The sequence below is a fragment of the Bacillus sp. FJAT-27916 genome, from assembly GCF_001183965.1.
Lineage (GTDB): Bacteria > Bacillota > Bacilli > Bacillales > Pradoshiaceae > Pradoshia.
On the sequence record NZ_LFZV01000001.1, the window covers coordinates 3,570,752 to 3,587,842 of the forward strand.

Annotated in this window: 15 protein-coding genes; 6 read left to right on the forward strand and 9 right to left on the reverse strand. The window is 40.3% G+C overall.

Annotation, left to right across the window (positions count from 1 at the left end; translation table 11 throughout):
- Positions 1-22 precede the first annotated feature (22 nt).
- The 3 genes from AC622_RS17500 to AC622_RS21115 all read right to left on the reverse strand — a co-directional run bounded on the left by AC622_RS17500 (position 23) and on the right by AC622_RS21115 (position 2,338).
- Positions 23-994, reverse strand: coding sequence for a mannose/fructose/sorbose PTS transporter subunit IIA (locus AC622_RS17500; RefSeq protein ID WP_049672218.1), 972 nt, complete (start codon positions 992-994; stop codon positions 23-25).
- Positions 995-1,533: 539 nt separating this feature from the next.
- Positions 1,534-1,905, reverse strand: a complete 372-nt coding sequence (locus AC622_RS17505) for a DUF956 family protein (RefSeq protein ID WP_049672219.1) — start codon at positions 1,903-1,905, stop codon at positions 1,534-1,536.
- Positions 1,906-2,179: 274 nt separating this feature from the next.
- On the reverse strand, positions 2,180-2,338 hold the full coding sequence (locus AC622_RS21115; RefSeq protein ID WP_156185659.1) for a hypothetical protein: 159 nt from the start codon (positions 2,336-2,338) through the stop codon (positions 2,180-2,182).
- A 441-nt stretch (positions 2,339-2,779) separates the two neighbouring features.
- Here AC622_RS21115 and AC622_RS17510 point away from each other — a divergent pair, with 441 nt between their 5' ends.
- Positions 2,780-3,151, forward strand: a complete 372-nt coding sequence (locus AC622_RS17510; RefSeq protein ID WP_049672220.1) for a helix-turn-helix domain-containing protein — start codon at positions 2,780-2,782, stop codon at positions 3,149-3,151.
- Positions 3,152-3,292: 141 nt separating this feature from the next.
- On the opposite strand, the gene rlmD is transcribed toward AC622_RS17510, so the two are convergent.
- From rlmD to recQ, 3 genes are all read right to left on the reverse strand, one after another.
- A complete protein-coding gene (gene rlmD, locus AC622_RS17515) occupies positions 3,293-4,675 on the reverse strand; it encodes a 23S rRNA (uracil(1939)-C(5))-methyltransferase RlmD (RefSeq protein WP_049672221.1) in 1,383 nt (460 codons plus the stop codon).
- A gap of 2 nt (positions 4,676-4,677) precedes the next feature.
- Complete coding sequence (locus AC622_RS17520) at positions 4,678-5,550, reverse strand: DNA-3-methyladenine glycosylase family protein (protein ID WP_049672222.1); 873 nt, start codon at positions 5,548-5,550, stop codon at positions 4,678-4,680.
- A gap of 73 nt (positions 5,551-5,623) precedes the next feature.
- Positions 5,624-7,762, reverse strand: coding sequence for a DNA helicase RecQ (recQ, locus tag AC622_RS17525; RefSeq protein ID WP_049672223.1), 2,139 nt, complete (start codon positions 7,760-7,762; stop codon positions 5,624-5,626).
- A 379-nt stretch (positions 7,763-8,141) separates the two neighbouring features.
- Between recQ and AC622_RS17530 the strand changes: the two genes are divergently transcribed.
- On the forward strand, positions 8,142-8,567 hold the full coding sequence (locus tag AC622_RS17530; protein WP_049672224.1) for a hypothetical protein: 426 nt from the start codon (positions 8,142-8,144) through the stop codon (positions 8,565-8,567).
- Positions 8,568-8,658: 91 nt separating this feature from the next.
- On the opposite strand, the gene AC622_RS17535 is transcribed toward AC622_RS17530, so the two are convergent.
- Entirely contained in the window at positions 8,659-10,512 is a 1,854-nt protein-coding gene (locus AC622_RS17535; protein WP_049672225.1) for a zinc ribbon domain-containing protein, read from the reverse strand.
- A 75-nt stretch (positions 10,513-10,587) separates the two neighbouring features.
- On the reverse strand, positions 10,588-11,397 hold the full coding sequence (locus AC622_RS17540) for a zinc ribbon domain-containing protein (RefSeq protein ID WP_049672226.1): 810 nt from the start codon (positions 11,395-11,397) through the stop codon (positions 10,588-10,590).
- A 343-nt stretch (positions 11,398-11,740) separates the two neighbouring features.
- On the opposite strand from AC622_RS17540, the gene AC622_RS17545 reads away from it, so the two are divergent.
- Together AC622_RS17545 and AC622_RS17555 are read left to right on the forward strand one after the other, a co-directional pair.
- The gene (locus AC622_RS17545; RefSeq protein WP_049672227.1) at positions 11,741-12,223 is read left to right on the forward strand and encodes a GNAT family N-acetyltransferase; all 483 of its coding nucleotides are present in this window, start codon (positions 11,741-11,743) and stop codon (positions 12,221-12,223) included.
- A gap of 517 nt (positions 12,224-12,740) precedes the next feature.
- Complete coding sequence (locus AC622_RS17555; RefSeq protein ID WP_049672229.1) at positions 12,741-13,091, forward strand: hypothetical protein; 351 nt, start codon at positions 12,741-12,743, stop codon at positions 13,089-13,091.
- A 61-nt stretch (positions 13,092-13,152) separates the two neighbouring features.
- Here the strand turns inward: AC622_RS17555 and AC622_RS20805 are convergent.
- A protein-coding gene (locus AC622_RS20805) for an IS3 family transposase (protein ID WP_156185660.1) occupies positions 13,153-14,483 on the reverse strand; the annotation gives its coding sequence in 2 pieces (ribosomal slippage) (positions 13,153-14,105 and positions 14,105-14,483; 1,332 coding nt in all).
- A 589-nt stretch (positions 14,484-15,072) separates the two neighbouring features.
- Here AC622_RS20805 and AC622_RS17570 point away from each other — a divergent pair.
- Both AC622_RS17570 and AC622_RS17575 read left to right on the forward strand, forming a co-directional pair.
- Complete coding sequence (locus tag AC622_RS17570) at positions 15,073-15,579, forward strand: SMI1/KNR4 family protein (RefSeq protein WP_049672232.1); 507 nt, start codon at positions 15,073-15,075, stop codon at positions 15,577-15,579.
- A gap of 512 nt (positions 15,580-16,091) precedes the next feature.
- Positions 16,092-16,778: a YqeB family protein gene (locus AC622_RS17575; protein WP_049672233.1), complete on the forward strand. Its 687-nt coding sequence runs from the start codon at positions 16,092-16,094 to the stop codon at positions 16,776-16,778.
- Positions 16,779-17,091 lie beyond the last annotated feature (313 nt).

Here is a 17,091-nt window from a genome sequence, read left to right on the forward strand (position 1 = left end):
ATCCTCCCTTATTTACTGCTGATTAGTGTTGTTTATTCAACTCTTCTTGAGCCTTCTTGATAATTTCGTCCATATTTCCTTTTGAATCATTCGGAACTTTACGGACATCGAATTTCAAACCGCGATCTTTTAATTTCTTAAAAGTATCAATATCATCTTGACTGAATGCCAAAACTTTATTTGGTTGAACTTTACCAGGTGAGTGTGCCATTGAGCCGACATTGATTGTATCTAAAGGTACGCCGCCTTCAACAGCTCTAAGTGCATCCTGCGGGTTTTCAAATAGAAGAAGTGCTCGCTGACCGCCGAAGTGTTGATCGTCTTTTGCAAGCTCAATCATTTTATTGACAGGGACAACGTGTGCCTTAACACCAGGTGGTGCAGCTTGTTGGATTAATTTCTTACGAAGGTCATCCTTAGCAACAGTATCAGATACAACGATGATACGTGTAGGCTGTGTAGCTTTTGTCCAGCCAGTTGCGACTTGGCCGTGAAGTAAACGAGAGTCAATACGTGCTAACACATATTCGAATTTACCAGGTGCTCCTGTTGAAACTGCTTGCTGCGCTGCAGGAGCTGCTGCTTCTTCTGGTTCTAAAGCTTCAGGTCTAACTTTAACCCCTTCTTTAGCAGAACCGAGAATATGCGCGGCAATTTCATGCGCAGTGTTCATTGAGAAACGAGATGCAAATGCTTCAATCAACATTGGCAAGTTCATGCCGGCAACAATTGCCCATTTGTCTTTGTGATCTTCAAACAAGCTGTTGGCTTGGTTGAAAGGAGTACCACCCCAAAGATCGACTAAGAATAATACTTCTTCTTGGTTATCGAAAGATGCGATTGCTTCTTTCATTTTTGCCTTTACGTCATCTGGTCCTTCGCTAGGCATCAATGTAACAGCTTTTACATTTTCTTGTGCTCCAAAGATCATCTCTCCAGATTGCAAGATACCGCTAGCGAATTCGCCATGACTAGCAATGATAATCCCTACCATCTTTCTACCTCCTATATAATTATTTTGCGAAACACACCTAATTATTCCATATGGTGTGCTTTTCAACCATCTTAAGACATTACACTTTTCGAACAAAAAAGCATGAAAAAAGTTAAATAAATGAAGTTGTAGGTATATACTCCCCCATTTTTTCTTCATCTATCACATCTTTTTATTCATGCCTGATCGAGTCAGTAACACTTAAAAATCGTAATGATGGTTAGTAAAGAATTATTTTTCAAAAACTTCATAGTGATTATACCATTCTGAATAATGCGCTTTCAAGTACAATTTTATTATACATTTTACACTTTTTCCCACCGGTTGACTATTCAATATTACCAAGGTTTCTACAGGGTTTTCTATGGTGTTTTTCACGATGAATTTTTTGAGGTTTTATACATTTAGCAATATGAATTTGCATAAACATTGTATAATAAACAAAAAGAAAACGCTATCATTATATAGTTTTTTCCATGATTTTTCTATTAACAAAAAAATAAAAGACAAGTGCTCAACTTGTCTTTTAGGTTAGCCTATCATTTTTTAAACACACTACTTATAGCCCGCTTGACAACATCAAAGAAACTCAACGATCGAATCAAACGATTTTCATCCACATATTCACGAACGGCCCGCAGGACTTTTTTTGCATCTTTAGAAGAGAATGTATAGGTTCCATTCCGTTTTGTCTGAATGGCATAACGCGGGATCCACTTCCCTTTAAACATGATAGAAGCAATCACATAATCCACTTCTTCCCAAGGAATTTGAATATATTTACGAGCATCCCGTTCATTATAAAATTCAAATCCTTTGTCTCCAATCATAATCTTACCATATTCAGGAAGACCCAAATGCGAGGTTGCACCAATAACTAAATCGACTTTCGTATTGAGTGATTGAACCATTTTATATACTCCATTTCTCTCTGTTAATATTCATTATTATACGCATATTTTTTTCTTAAGCAAAAACCTTTTTTACAATCGGACTAGGTCATAGTACGATCTATAGGAGCAAAATTCCCACGGCAGAAATCTACCTGAGACATGGATTCTAGACGTTCTCTGTATTACAGCGCTGTCGATTATGCAAAGATTTTCCACGGTCCTTTTTCATTAAATGGACAAGTTTGCTTAAACGAATATTTACCGAGAGAGAAGAAGTAGCTGTATCTACGTTTTAGTCTTTCTTAAACAACTGATTTTCTAGTTCACTTAATAATTCGGCCCCAAAAACAGTTAATATTGCTGCCCTTTTTGGATCTCTTCCGTCAGTCTCCATAAAAATTTTCTTAGCCAGTACTTTGGTGTAAAGGTCTCCAAATTCTTTTTTCGTCATGATCTAACCCCCCGTTTTAATTCACTCTGAAGCGCTAGCCGCGCTTTATCCTTCATTATCTGTGCACATCATTCACTGTACCCTTTGTAGATTGACATAACTATTTCTGAATAATATTAACCTTGCAATTCACCTACCCGAAAATTCCAACAATTAATGAAATGGCAGATCAAATAAATAAGTATGGGATATCACGATTATGTACGCTCTATCAACAATCTCTATTTGCTATTATCCATTTCGTAATCATTTTCATCAAAATATTTCAATTTGTGACCTCGCTCGCAATTAAATTATATTTACATAATTTATCTACGTCAATTAAAATATTTCAAATTGTAGAACATTTTTCCCATGCAAGAGAATATGTCCGTTTTTGTGATTGCATTGATCTCATATAGTATCATTAGAGAAAGAATAGTTACGTGGAGGAAAATGATTATGGCAGAAAACAATATTTACGAAGAATTCGGACTTCGTATCAAAGAATTACGAAAATCTCGCAAACTTACACAAGCAGAGTTATCTCAACTATTCGGGCTCAGTAAAACAGCTATCGTCAATTATGAAAATGGTTCTCGTAAAGTTCCTCTTGAATTAATTGTTAAATTTGCAGAGTTCTTCGAGGTCAGTATAGACGATTTGACAGGCATGGTAACCGACAGAACAGTGCTCGTCTCAGCTGATGAGCGAACGATAAGAGTGGCCAAACGCTGGCATAAAGAGTTTGGAAGTGATGCGCTCACAGAAGAAGAAGCCGAACAGCTTATTACCTATGCAAAATTCTTAATATATATGAGAACGGAAAAATGAATGCTTCAAACACATAATCAACGGCTAAGAGCAATGAAGCTTAATCTAATAAAGCCCATACGAGTTAGGAGAATGACTCTCCTAACTCGTATGGGCGTTGCATAGAAATAAAACAAGAAATCAGAAATGTTTATTTAGGGATTACGTCCGCTTCACTATCTCCACAACACATTCGATATGGCTTGTCTGAGGGAACATGTCCACTGGCTGTATATATTTCGGACGATATTGCTTGCCCATATACTCAAGATCCTTCGCCAAAGTGGATGGGTTACAGCTTACGTATACGATTCGTTTTGGAGCTGTCTTTAGAATGGTATCCATCAGCTTCTTATCAAGACCGCTTCTTGGCGGGTCGACGACTATAATATCAGGACGGAAGCCTTCCTTCGTCCATTTCGGCATGATGTCCTCCGCTTTGCCGACTTCGTAATGCACATTGTCCATGTTATGGCGCTCGGCATTTTGAATCGCATCCTCAATCGATTCGGGGATGACGTCCATGCCGCGGATTTCCTTACAGCTGTCGGCTAGCCAAAGGCCGATTGTTCCGACACCGCAATAGGCATCGACGACTTTTTCATATCCTTTGAGCTTGGCCGCTTTTTTGACTTCATCATAGAGCTTGACCGTTTGTACCGGATTCAGCTGGAAGAAGGTCCGTGCTGAGAGCTCATAGCTCAAGTTCCCTAGCTTCTCCTCAATCGCTTCTTCTCCCCATAGATGAATTGTTTTCTCTCCGAATACGAGCGGCGTATTTTCCTTGTTAATGTTCTGAACGATAGAGATGACTTCCGGAAGACGCTTATTGATTTGTTCAATGATTTCACGTTTTTTCGGAAGCTTTTCGGAGATCGTGATGATGACAACCTGAACCTGGTCGGAGGCAAAGCCGACGCGGGTTACGACGGTTTTGACGATACCGCTTTTTTTCTTCGTATCATAAGCAGGGATTCCGAGCTCCTTCAGAATGCCGAGCACAGTCCGAGTGACCTTGTTCGTCGCCTCATGCTGGACCATACAGTTTTCAATATCAATCAAATGATGGCTGTTCGCTGCATAGAGACCGGCAATCAGCTCTTGTTTGTCATTCGTGCCGACCTGGAATTGGTTTTTGTTGCGATAATTCCATGGGTTTTCCATGCCAATCGTCGGGCGGATGTCTACATTGCTCGCATTGAAGCGGCTGTGGCGCTCTAACGATTGGATGACAATATCACGTTTTTCACGCAGCTGCTGGCCATATTCGAGGTGCTGCAGCTGACACCCTCCGCATACATCATAAACAGGGCAGGGAGGCTTAACGCGGTGCGGGGACGCTTTTTTGATTTTCTTTACGAGCCCTTCCGAATACTTCGGATGGGTGTTCGTAATCTTGACTTCTACGACTTCCTCGGGCAGTGCCCCGGGCACGAAAACGACCTGTCGTTTATAGTAGCCTACTCCCTCCCCATTAATGCCGAGGCGTTTTATTGTCAGCAATATCTCTTGTCCTTCACGGATGTTTGCTGCCTGTTGCTTCATCTTTAATTCCTCCGTTTTTCGATGCTTCTCCATAAGTAAAGCGAGGCATAGCTCAAATAAGGCTGCCATGTTTCGCTGAATTGGTCCATTTCGTCCATTGTCGGCTTTTTTTCGAGATTATATAGCAGCTTGATGGCATTTTGGATGCCGATATCGGCTTTTGGGAATAAATTAGGTCGCCCTAGCCCGAAGAGCAGGAAGTTCTCTGCTGTCCAACGCCCGATGCCGCGAATCTTGATGAGTTCCTCAATAATGGCCTCATCACTCCAGTCCCGCATCCCTTCAAGGTCCAAATCCCCGTTTGCCACCTTCTCAGAAAGCCCAATCACATATTCTGCCTTGCGCGAGCTGAACTTCAAGGCTCGCAACTCCTCGACCTTCAAGGCGGCTGCCTGCTCTGGAGCTGGGTAAAACCAGACTCCATCCTGCTTGAATCCAAATGTATGCACAAAGTCCATTGTCAGCTTCTGAGCGAATGCCATATTCAACTGCTGATGAATGATATTTTTCACCAAGCATCCGTACAGGTCAAACTCCAGAATGAGCGGTGTTCCCCGGTGGACTTCAAATATGTCTTTTAACCTACTTTTGCTAAAATGGGCATGAATTTGGGCCAAGGGAAGATTCCACTGAAAGATATCCGAAAGCCTGCTTATTGCCTTCTCCTGTTCGGCTTCGCCGCTAATGAGGAAGGCAGGTGCATCGACGGTGCCAGCTGCCTGGACCTGATACACATATGGCTTCCCTTCTATCAGCAAGGGTACCTTAATCAATCGATTGATTAAATCAATTTCATGCAGCGGATCAAGGCTAATCCGCTCTAAGACAAGGTCGAAATTATACGGTCCTTCAACCTGAATGCTTTCCTTCCACATCCCCATCTCCCCTTATGCAAGAATCGTCCCGTTATTATAACAGGTTTTCTCTTCTCATGTGTACATGTTCAACTTAAGCTTTTGCCATCTCGATCTGCCGCTTCTTCAGGACTGCCTTAATGGCTGTATAGCTGATTCCCTCAGGCAAAGCCTCCTTGATCGGCTTCAAGAATTCACTGCCCGCATCTTCCATCGCTTTGATGATTTGTTCCTCTTCCTCTGCTGTAAAAAAGGAAGACCATTCAAGCTCCATCCCTTCATCAAGACAACGGAATAAATGAGACTCAATTGTCTGCACAGAAAGGTCGCGCTCTTTGGCCATTTCCTTTACGCTCATGCCCGTCTTATACAGCTCATATGTGTCCAAATGAGAATTCTTCACCGCTGCCTTCGTCTTCTTCACCGTCTTCTCTTCCTCCGTGACGATCTTCGCCTCATATTCATGTTCAGAAAGAAAGGCCGCAATCGCCTCGATAAATCGTTCTGCATATTTCTCAGCCTTCTGCTTACCGACGCCCTTCACGTCCAGGAAGTCATCCACCGTTGCCGGCTGTTTGCCACACATATCCCGCAAAGCTTGATCTGAGAAGATTAAGTATGGAGGCACCTTCTCCTCTCCGGCAATTTCCTTCCGTAAAGCACGCAGCTCCTCAAATAACGGGTCATCAAGTGCAATACTTGATATGCGAACCGCTTCCTTCCTCATAACATTCTTCTTGCCGAGAAGGACCTCCTTCCCTGACTGGGTAACAAATAGGAGGGGAAACTGCCCGCCTGTTATGCCGATATATTGCTCAGAGGTAAGAAAGTCAATCAAATCTCCGACATCCTTCGCTGACTGCTGTTTCATGAGCCCATAGGTAGGCAGACGGTCAAATCCTTGCTCAAGCACCTTCTTATTCGCAGAACCGGTCAGCACTTGGGACACCATCATTTTCCCGAATCGCTCCCCCATGCGGATCATGCATGAAAGAACCATTTGCGCTTCCTTCGTCACATCTACTGAACTCCGCTCATCAAGGCAATTGGAGCACCGGCCGCAGTTTTGCGCCTCTCCCTCGCCAAAATAATGGAGAATGAATGCCTGCAGACAGCCTTGTGTATGGCAGTAGTCACGCATTTGGTAGAGCTTTTTCAGCTCAGCTTCTTTATGTTCCTCATCCCCTTGAGACTGATCAATCAGGAACCGCTGCACCTGCACGTCCTGTTCAGAATGCAAGAGCAGGCAATCACTTGGGAGTCCATCACGACCGGCACGGCCCGCTTCCTGATAATAGCCCTCCATATTCTTTGGCATCTGCGCATGAATTACATAGCGGACATCGGATTTATCGATCCCCATGCCAAAGGCATTTGTCGCAATCATGACCGTGATTTCATCCCGCAGAAAGCGGTCCTGCTCACGCTCCCTTTCCTCCGCTGATAGTCCGGCATGATAGCGCCCAACAGCTATTCCCTTTTGTCGGAGCCGCTCATATAAATGATCGACTGTCTTGCGAGTCGCGCAATAGATGATTCCTGAGACAGACCGATTCTTCTTCACGTACGCATCAATGAATTTCTGCTTGTTCTGCCCCTTGATGACCTGAAAGCTTAAGTTGCTCCGTTCAAATCCGGTCAAGACTGTATTCTCATTCAATATATCTAGTGCCCTGCGGATATCCTCCTGCACGCGCGGTGTCGCTGTTGCTGTAAGTGCCAGCACAACAGGTTTCGAATCCAACTGGCCAGCAAGCGATTGAATACGCAAATAACTTGGACGGAAGTCATGGCCCCATTGTGAAATACAGTGCGCTTCATCAACCGCGATCAGGCCTACCGGCAAACGGCGGATTTCCTCCATGAACGCATGGCTTTCAAGCCGCTCCGGCGCTAGATAAAGCAGCTTATAAGCACCATATTGAACATCCGACAGCCTGTCGTTCACTTCTTGTGCGCTTAGGGAACTATTGATAAAAGTGGCGGGGATACCTGCCTGATCAAGTGCATCGACCTGGTCCTTCATGAGAGAGATTAAGGGAGAGATTACGAGGGTAACGCCCGGTATAACCAAGGCAGGAATTTGATAGCAGATGGATTTCCCTCCGCCTGTCGGCATGATGCCAAGCGTATCGGTGCCATTCAAGACCTGTTCAATGATTTTCCTTTGGCCTTCCCGGAATTGTTCATAACCAAAGTGCTTCTTTAATAGGGAACTAGCTTCTTCAAGCATGTCCTTCTCTCCTCCGTTCGCATGTGAATTTATCTTTTCATTATAGCCTAACCACTCTTAAAAATCTTCTATCTCCTGCTAGTTTACGGGAAGATGAAAACTGGGAAAAATCATAGTAGAGGAATCTATAAAGGAGTGAGGGAAATGAGCAGTACAATCGATTTAGAATCTACCGGGCACTCTTTCAAGGAGCATATCGATGACCTCATAAAAAAAATAAAGCAGCATCCACATCGAAAAGCCTATATCTTCGGGAGGCATAGCTGCCTTATGTGCTCTCATCATCGCGGGAAGAATCATTGCAACTAGTGTCCAGCAAGCACAGCACGAACAACTTGTCAGAGATTACATCAGCCAGAATAATGCATATGTACAGCAAATGGAGGACACAGTTGCCCTTGCGGAAGAAGTGGTTGATGAGACTTCAACAGTTTGGTCTGACGCAATCTGGGATGACGGCACTTTTGTAAATGGCACTTATGCAGCTGATTTCGATGAAGCTATCCTCCTTCTGTATGCGGGTTATGAAGAAGACGGCACTCTCGATCAACTCATTGCCGGCAGCGAAGAAATGGAAACAGGCATCGAGGACTTAAAGGCTATGCCTGAGGAATTGCAGGACAACTATGAGCTTACTTATGAGATTTACAGCGAGGCAAAACCATTAATTGACCTAGCCATCAACCCTGAAGGAAGCTATCTCACCTTTACCGATCGAACAGAAGAATTAAAAGTCAACACTGAGGATGCCTTCAGAGACTACGAAGTATTAAAGGTTGAGGCAAATGATGTAATCGATGAATAAACAAGTCTTTCCTCTCTATAATCCCTATCCTCCAAAAAAGAAAGACAGGTATTAAATGGCGTAACTCCCCACTAATACCTGTCTGTTTCTTCTATTCTATGGAGGTCAGTAAATATGCCCCATTATCATTAACGGCCTTATAGGTCCATTCATATTCCTTTGTTTCTGATTTTCCGCTGGAATAGTTTATCTTAATCGTTTCATTGGTTGATATGGTGATTATGCCATCATTCTCTTTGACATCTGTGACTTCATATTCAACCAATTCCTCGCTGGTTCCTTTTGAATAGAGAGAGCCGACTAAGCTTTTCTGACTTTTATAAAGCTCACTGCTCTCTTTCATATATGGAGATACAGCGCTGAAATTATTTTGATTGATTGCTGAAATCAGCCCATTCAGATAGCTATCCATCAGTTGTGCAGCGACTGTAGATAAGTCATCATCATTCTCTGAGCCTTGTTTGACCTCTGTTGATTTTCCTCCTGCCGTCGTATATTGCTTTGGCGATTTTTCTTTCACTTCTTTTGTGTTTTCATCATCGAAAGAATAAGTATACACCATAGAATCCACTAACCATTTCTTCGCTTTTTCATCGTAAATCAGAGAAATGGCATAGGTTTCATCCCGATCTTCAAGAGAGGGGCTATCCCCTTTAAAATAGGTATCATCTTGATAACTCACCAGGGCACTCACATCAGCTGTCCATGCATTCTCCATGTAGGAAACAGTAAATGAATTAAGGTCAAAGACTGTGCCCATGTATTTTCCTGTATAGGATTGTTCAAAAACCTTTAGTTCATCAACATCTTCCTTGACTGACTTTTTATAATCATCGGTAGCTTGAGTCATCTTGGAGGTAGATCCACTTGTATAGGCAATCAACGCTTCACGATTATTTTTCACAATCGCATCCATGATACCCTTCTGTGTTTCTTCATTTTCGCCGAAATTAATGTCGACATAATGACGATCAATCTCTTTTTCTTTTGTCTTGACCTTCCCCCATGGAAGTTCCGCTTCTACAGCCACCTTCATGCTGCCATCTGTTAATACTGGTCCAAATACCGGATTTTTAAATGGATTAACGCCAACATCTTTCCCATTTACATAAAGCTTCCCCTTAAGGTTCAGATTCTCCGCATTAACAGAAGTATTAATCTGTACTTCCTTGCCATCTAAGTACAGATTGACGGTTGGTTCGCTTCCGCCGTAAGCCGTTACGGTTTCATCGACGACTAGATCAACAAAATCCGTCTTAAGCTTGGCCTGTAGTTCGTGAATGCCCGGAACATATGGACCATATGTCTTTTCAAAATCTGCTTGATTTGCTTTACCAACCGTTTTCCCATCAATGGTGAGCTCTGTATCCTTATAATTCGTCTCGACGGTCAGATAGACAGAATCCACCATGAGTTCATACTTGTCATAAACAAGGAATTTTCCGTCTTGGACAAGACGAACCATTTGGTCATCCGAGGAACCAAATAAATCATCATACCTATTTACATTCTTCCCATTATCCATCACGACAGCTTGTTTCCTTAGTGCATCGACTGTTTCTTTGATTTCTTCAGGATTTTCCTGATAGTATTTCACAAAGGCGCCGACCGTCTCTTTATTGATTTCAAGCTTTTTGTCATTCGTGTCGAGTATTTTCGCAATTGCTTTTTCATCATGATTGTTCAATGCCTCTTCAAATTGATTAATCATCCTGTCTTTCGATAGAAGATTCTGCCCAACCAAATAGACTGCTAGCAAGATGATTGCCGCAGCTGACCCCGCAATTAGCCACTTCTTCTTTTTAGGCGATATCGGCTGTCTTTCCGGTAGCCTATTTGACTCGTGAGTCCCAGCTTTTTTCTCTTGATTGACAGGTGTGCCGCATGCTTTACAAAATTGGGCATTTGAACTTAATTCTTGACCGCAATTCTTACAATACTTCATTCAAACTCCTCCATCGAAATCTTCTTAGACTATTGCATGAATGTTCTCTAGATATGGGATTGTCGACTTTCATTCTTACCAAAGGAAAGACCCAATATTGGACAATAATGAATCAAACAGCATTTCACCCATGATATATACAAGCACACTAATCAAGATATACGTTAACAAAGTACCGTATACTGCATCCATCCCGTCCTCCGGTGCTTCTTTCTTATAAAATGCAAGAACCATCGGTACGGCGATATAAACCCCTCCAACTAAACCTAATGTGAGAAATAGGATAAACAAGCTAACCTTCAATAATGAGAGAAGTAAACCAATAGCGAGCAAAAACACAAACGGAATAAGTAAGATTCCATACCTGGTAAATACCTCTTTAAATGTCGCATTCACTCGTCCTAATTTAACGGAAAGGAAGGTAAAAGCAGCCACAAGCACAATGAAGATACCGAAGGCAAAGAATGGTTTAATCACGATGTCCATGAAAGGCAAGTCTATATATGTACTGCCGCCAAATCCATAAGTATCTAAACTATTTAAACGGCTTACCACTCCCCTTAAGCCAAAATAGATTGATAACGGGATAAACAAACTAAATAAAACGATCGTTATAATAGCATGTATAAACTGTTGTTTATCCATTGGTTCCTGAATACTCGCATAAGGTTTCTTAAACACATCAAAAAAATAATTTACATATTGCTTGGACTGATCTTTCGTCTTTTTTAAATAATCCTCTGCTTGGGCAGTCGCTGTCCCTTCCTCCTTAACTGGATGATTTGGCTGCTGTTCGCTGCTTTTTGAAGCTTCAACTAAGCGCGTCCCACAATTTTCGCAAAAGTTTCCTCCTTCATTCTCATGCTGACAATTTGGACATTTCATGAAAGCATCTCCTTTTCTCTTTATTTGATTGACTTTTATAACACAACCAAAGATTAATATATCATAATATTCAGTACACATTTAGTCCTTTTATCATAAAGATTTTACTTTTTTTAACATCCTATATCCCTCTCCCGCTCCTCATCTCTTTCTATTAGGCTGTTTTCGTATAGATTGTTGCTTTTGAATAATAAGAGAAAAATCAATTTCTGTGATACCAATAAATGGAGATACCTTCTTCAACTAAGGGGCAGTTTAGCGGAAGAAGGATTTTAAAGAGGAATGAAGAATAATATAATTTAGCTTTCCTTTAAGCAAAAAATATTTTAACGAGGGATGTACTATGGTTATTAGAGAGATGAACTCCTCAGATGTAGAAAGCGTCAGAATTATTGCAGCGGACACTTGGAGGGATACATATACTTCGTTTATACCAGAAGATATACAAGATAAAGTTTTAAAAGATGCATATTCTGATGCGGAAATAGAGAATAGATTTAAATCCTCTTTAACCTTAGTTGCTGAGAGCAATGGAGTAATTATGGGATATGCTTTTTTCTCAGGTGATTTATCCAGAAGAGATTTGTTCTTAGAATCCTTATACATTCATCCAAATTACCAAGGTCAAGGAATTGGTAAGCATTTATTATTAACAGGAATCTCAAAATTTAAGGAACCAGCTTCTATATCGTTAACAGTTTATAAAGGGAACCCTAATATTTCTTTTTATGTAAGAGAAGGTTTCCAGGTAATAAAGGAAAATAGTGGCGATTTCTATGGACATCCAGTTATCTTTACTATTATGAAAAAGAATTTACTCAAATGAAAATAAAAAAATTGCGGAATATCACAGTTAAAAGTTAAAGAAGCGTGATCTAATGAGGATTAACGCTTTTTTTTGCAGTCCTTACTGAACAAACGGGCAGTTTAGCGGAAGAAGGATTTCCTTCATCAACTCTAGAATTGTAATAATAAGGTATTTTAAGTAAAAGATATTAAAGAACAGCAAGGGATGAGAAGAATGACAAAAACAGGACTTATCATTATTCGCATTATTGGCTGGGTTTATAGTATTTTTCTAGGGATAAGTTATGCTTACTTTAAGGATGACCTTTCGTTCATAACTACTGATATGCCCAGTGCATTTATTTTTTTTATGATTGGTTTGTTTTTAATCATTTATGATTTTGGCTACAGTAAGACCAACTGACTGCCTTATCGGCATTGATCCAAGGAGGGTTAATGCTCTTTTTTGTTGAATTTCTTATGGAAGAAAAGGGACAGGTTAGTTGCATAATGGTATACATATAAAAAATGAAAAGTTAAAGGGGAGGAAAAATAATATGAACAATGAAGAGTTTGTTGAGAAATTGTATCAATCAATAATCAAAGAAAATCTTGCTTCGTATCGGGATTTGTTTCATAATACTGATTTGAAAGATGTTACTGATTCTTATTGGAAAGAGTCATTGAATTTTTTCGAGGAGCTTTCGGATGACAACAAAAAGATACTTTTTAAAATCGTTGAACAAGTTCAAGTGGATGCTATTTCAACTATTTTAGGTATTATCGATGGTGTTGTTACCCTACCTGGCAAGCAAGAAGAAATTGAAATGAAGTTTATTGGGACTAAAGAACCGTTAAATGGCGATTTGCAAGATTTATTCTTAGCGTATGATGAAGAAAATAGATGAATGCGAAAAGTGAACTGCACCCTATAAAGTAGACAGTTTAATAAAAAGGGATGTGCCGTGTTTATGCGGCGATGAGATGACTTCGGTAAGCTGCCGGAGTCATCTTTTTTAATGTCCATTGCTTTCTCGTATTGTTATAGTAATCCATATAATCATCAATCATATATTTTAGTTCTGCCAAACTGTTTGCCTCCTTATAAGGAACTTCGTCCTTCATATGTCCAAAGAAGGATTCCATTGGGGCGTTGTCCAGGCAGTTTCCCCTTCGTGACACGGACTGTAAGAGCCCCATCTCTTTCACGCGAGATTGATATTCAGGATGCGTGTAATGAAACCCTTGATCCGAATGAATCATTGCTTCTGGATGTAATTGATTCCCATAACAACTTTCTAACTTGGTTAATGTTCGGTAGACTATCTCCATCCGTAGGCTTGTCGAGAGTTCATAGGCGACGATCTCTCGTGTCGCCACATCTTTCACGCAAGACAAATAAGCCGTCTTCCCACCGCGGATTTGCAGGTAGGTGATGTCGGTCAAGAAGACTTTCCCTGGTTCCTGTTGGTCAAACTGGCGGTTCAAATGGTTGGGTACCTGACGGTGAACCTCTGTTGCCTTGGCCATCGTACGGTATGGGTTCGCTCTCCGTACCTTGGCAAAAAAGTGAAACTTGCGCATCAATCGAAGGATTTTCTTGTGGTTCATTGGCTGACCGGCTTTCTCGGTGACTTCCATATATAAGCCGCGATAACCGATTTTCCCTTGGGCCTCATCATAAATCTCTTTTAGAAAGACATAATCCTGATAATCAGACTCCTCCCGGATAGCTTGTTTTTCCGCATTCTGAAGCCATTTATAATAGCCGCTTGGACTCACTTGGGCCACTTCACATAAATAACGGACCATGTTCTTCAATTGATAAAGCCGAATCGTCTCATTAATGACTTGGTATTTCTCTCGGGCTTTTAACGACGATTCTTCTTCGCCTGCCTTTCCAACTCGTCTAGCTTTTTTAGTAAGGTCAATTCCGCCTCTAAGAGGCGAATGCGGGCTTCTGCTTGGGCCAATTTCTTCTCGGCAGAGGCATTCTCTTTCTTGGGGCGTCCCTTACTCGCTTTTCCTCGGCGTTCCTCTAAAAAGCCATTTTCTCCGTATGTTTGGAAGGTTCTGCGCCAACGAGCCAGGGCGCTTTGGGCTTTTTTAATGCCAATCACCTCTAAATCGAAACCTGCTTCTCGGAATATTTCCGCTGGGCCTTTCCCAGATTGGTTTTGTTTAACCGCCTGCAGTTTGAAGTCAGGGGTATACTGAATCGCGCGGTCTGTCACGGCTTTAACGTTTGGATTAGCTTCTAGTAGTCTTTGTTGGTGTTCATTAAAGATAATCTTACTCATGAAAAATACTCCGTTCTAAAAATCGTAATGTTAGTATAACGGGAGTTTTCCTGAAAGAGAATAGGAAAACCCCGAATAGGGTCCACTTTTTTTAAAGTGTCCACTATTCGGGGTTCAGTTCAAAGAGCACCAATGGTGCTCTTTTCTTTTTGAATTAATGTTATTTTTGGTGCGAATTTTAATGCTGAAAGTGATGAGAAATACTTTGGTGTTTTCACCAATCTCTCCATCAAGAGAACTCGTTAATAAAACACTGGCCTTTTTTTAGATGAAAGCCAAGGATACGTAAATATAATGTGCTTACAGAGGGCTTTGATCCAAGAAGGATTAATGCCTTTTTGTGTTGAATTTCTTACTGTAGAAACGGGGGCAGTTTAGTTGAATAACAATTTACCCTTAAAGAAATTGAATGTTATAATTTACCTATAAATCATATTTTTAGAGATAACATTTACTGGTCACTAGCTAAACAGGGTTCTGTGAAGAATTTAAAACAATTGATGGTCACATCCTGTTTATTTCCAACAGTAGAAATAAATAAGTCGTTAAGAACAGCAACCTTTGCTGTATAAAATTTCGAGGTGATTATATGTCGGAAATTATTTTTCAAGAAGCTGAAAACTTCATTGAAAAAGCTAAAAAATTAGGTGAAAAATATTTAGGGAGAACAGCTACAAGAGAAGAAATCCAACTTTTGAATGACAAATTTGGGGATAAGATTCCAAGTTGGTATTGTAAATTAATTTCCGAACTTCCATTAATTCATATGGAAATTGGTTGGCAAGCATATGAACCTGAAGAAGAGTATGATGGGATAGAATATGTAGAAATATATCAGCCGAGTCATATGATAGATGAATCTTTTGAAGCATATCAAGGTATACAAATTCTAGAAAGAGGTTATGTCTGCATAGGTGGAGATCCAACGGGTTCTGGAGACCCCTATTTTATTAACTTTGATTCTGAAAACCCACCTGTATTTCAAATATATCACGATGTAGGAGACAATCCAGATGAAATTCTTAAGCACGGTAAAGCAAAAGTAGCTGACTCTTTTGCGGAGTTCTTTAGAAATGGCATAATCTTGGAATATTAGGAATAGATATACCCAATATCGAGGGCTGTAAGCAGCTCTTTTTTGTTTTGACACAAAAGGGGCCAGGTTTGTTCAAGAAGGTTGTAGGTGATATTAATCACTATGTTTATTATATAAAAGATTATTCTCTGAAGAATAATTCTTCAGAGAATAATCCTGGGCATTGGTCTAGGAAGGATTAATGCCTTTTTGTGTTGAATTCCTTATTGTAGAAACGGGCAGATTAGTTAAATACGGAGTAATAAAGTAATCAAACTTTTAGAGTGGCAATAAAGTAAATCCAACGTATAATGGCGTTAATTGGATTATGAATCATAAAAATTATTAACTAAACATATTATAGAGCTGGGATATTAATATAGCAGAGGCCAGGAGAGGACAATCATCAAGGCGGCAATTGAGATATTAAGAATCTATGTTTACAAAACAAAATTATTTAAATTTATAAGAATGTACTGAGGGTTTGAAAACCCTTATTTTTATATGATAGATAGGATGAAAGGAGAGAAAAAGTGAAAGATAAAGAAATAGTTCTTGGGCTCAGTAGGTTCGAAAAGAAACTATACTTTTGGGTTCCGATGGTGCTAGGAGGAATGCTTGGTTGGTTTATACCAGTAATTTCAGATTTGTTATTAAAACTTCCTGTGGTTCCTTGGGGAGGGATTATTGAATTCATTGCATCATTGAACAGCCTATGGTTCTCCATAGTGGCTTCCATTATAGGGATCATTGTGGGGATAATATGGACTTTGATAATATATAACGAGAGCCTTGAAATTAAAATCAACTTTGAAAATCTGCAATTAAAAATAGATGATAAGATAGACACCATAGATAAGAAGGACATTTCAGCGATTTATATAGATTATAATCAGTTAGTTATTCTTGGTGAAAGCAGTAATCAGTTATATAGAGAGGTTTTGGATGCTAAAAAAGAGACTGCACAGGAGGCTTTTAATCTTTTTCAATATCCTTGGTGTGAAAAAGACCCATATGAAGGTCAATACCAAAGATGGGTATTAGGGCATCCTGACTTTCCAGAAAAAATAAATGCTTTATTATATGCTAGGGAGATTACCTTGAGAGAGGGTAAGAAGAAAGAAGCTAAATATTTGCAAATGGATCTGGCCAAACTTGGGGTAGTTATTAAAGATGAAAATAATGCTCAATATGTGAGGCTTGCTAAAGGGATTAATTAGATCCATTCAGATATAGATATGAAGAGAGAAAAGTTATCCCTATTTTTGTCTAACGGATGCGATTGCGAAATAAGAGCAGTCGCTTTTTTACTAGAGGGGCAGCATTCCTGTAATGAATGAAGTAAGTTAGTGAAGTATTGTACTTAAACTAACGGGGGCGTTGATCAAGGAGGATTAACGCTCTTTTTGTTGAATTCCTTATTGTAGAAACGGGGCAGCGCGACAAGTTTTGTTATAAGCACTCCGGTGCGAAAGACGAGGAATTTCCACAGAAACTCTAACTTTATAACCGAGGATAGGAATGATAAAACCA

Bases quoted from the DNA above. Each gene is read 5' to 3' on its own strand.
- recQ (WP_049672223.1), bottom strand. From the start codon at position 7,762: ATGCTTGAAGAAGCTAGTTCCCTATTAAAGAAGCACTTTGGTTATGAA.
- AC622_RS17570 (WP_049672232.1), top strand. From the start codon at position 15,073: ATGTCGGAAATTATTTTTCAAGAAGCTGAAAACTTCATTGAAAAAGCT.
- AC622_RS17545 (WP_049672227.1), top strand. From the start codon at position 11,741: ATGGTTATTAGAGAGATGAACTCCTCAGATGTAGAAAGCGTCAGAATT.
- AC622_RS17505 (WP_049672219.1), bottom strand. From the start codon at position 1,905: ATGGTTCAATCACTCAATACGAAAGTCGATTTAGTTATTGGTGCAACC.
- AC622_RS21115 (WP_156185659.1), bottom strand. From the start codon at position 2,338: ATGACGAAAAAAGAATTTGGAGACCTTTACACCAAAGTACTGGCTAAG.
- AC622_RS17555 (WP_049672229.1), top strand. From the start codon at position 12,741: ATGAACAATGAAGAGTTTGTTGAGAAATTGTATCAATCAATAATCAAA.
- AC622_RS17535 (WP_049672225.1), bottom strand. From the start codon at position 10,512: ATGAAGTATTGTAAGAATTGCGGTCAAGAATTAAGTTCAAATGCCCAA.
- AC622_RS17530 (WP_049672224.1), top strand. From the start codon at position 8,142: ATGGAGGACACAGTTGCCCTTGCGGAAGAAGTGGTTGATGAGACTTCA.
- AC622_RS17510 (WP_049672220.1), top strand. From the start codon at position 2,780: ATGGCAGAAAACAATATTTACGAAGAATTCGGACTTCGTATCAAAGAA.
- AC622_RS17500 (WP_049672218.1), bottom strand. From the start codon at position 994: ATGGTAGGGATTATCATTGCTAGTCATGGCGAATTCGCTAGCGGTATC.
- rlmD (WP_049672221.1), bottom strand. From the start codon at position 4,675: ATGAAGCAACAGGCAGCAAACATCCGTGAAGGACAAGAGATATTGCTG.
- AC622_RS17540 (WP_049672226.1), bottom strand. From the start codon at position 11,397: ATGAAATGTCCAAATTGTCAGCATGAGAATGAAGGAGGAAACTTTTGC.
- AC622_RS17520 (WP_049672222.1), bottom strand. From the start codon at position 5,550: ATGTGGAAGGAAAGCATTCAGGTTGAAGGACCGTATAATTTCGACCTT.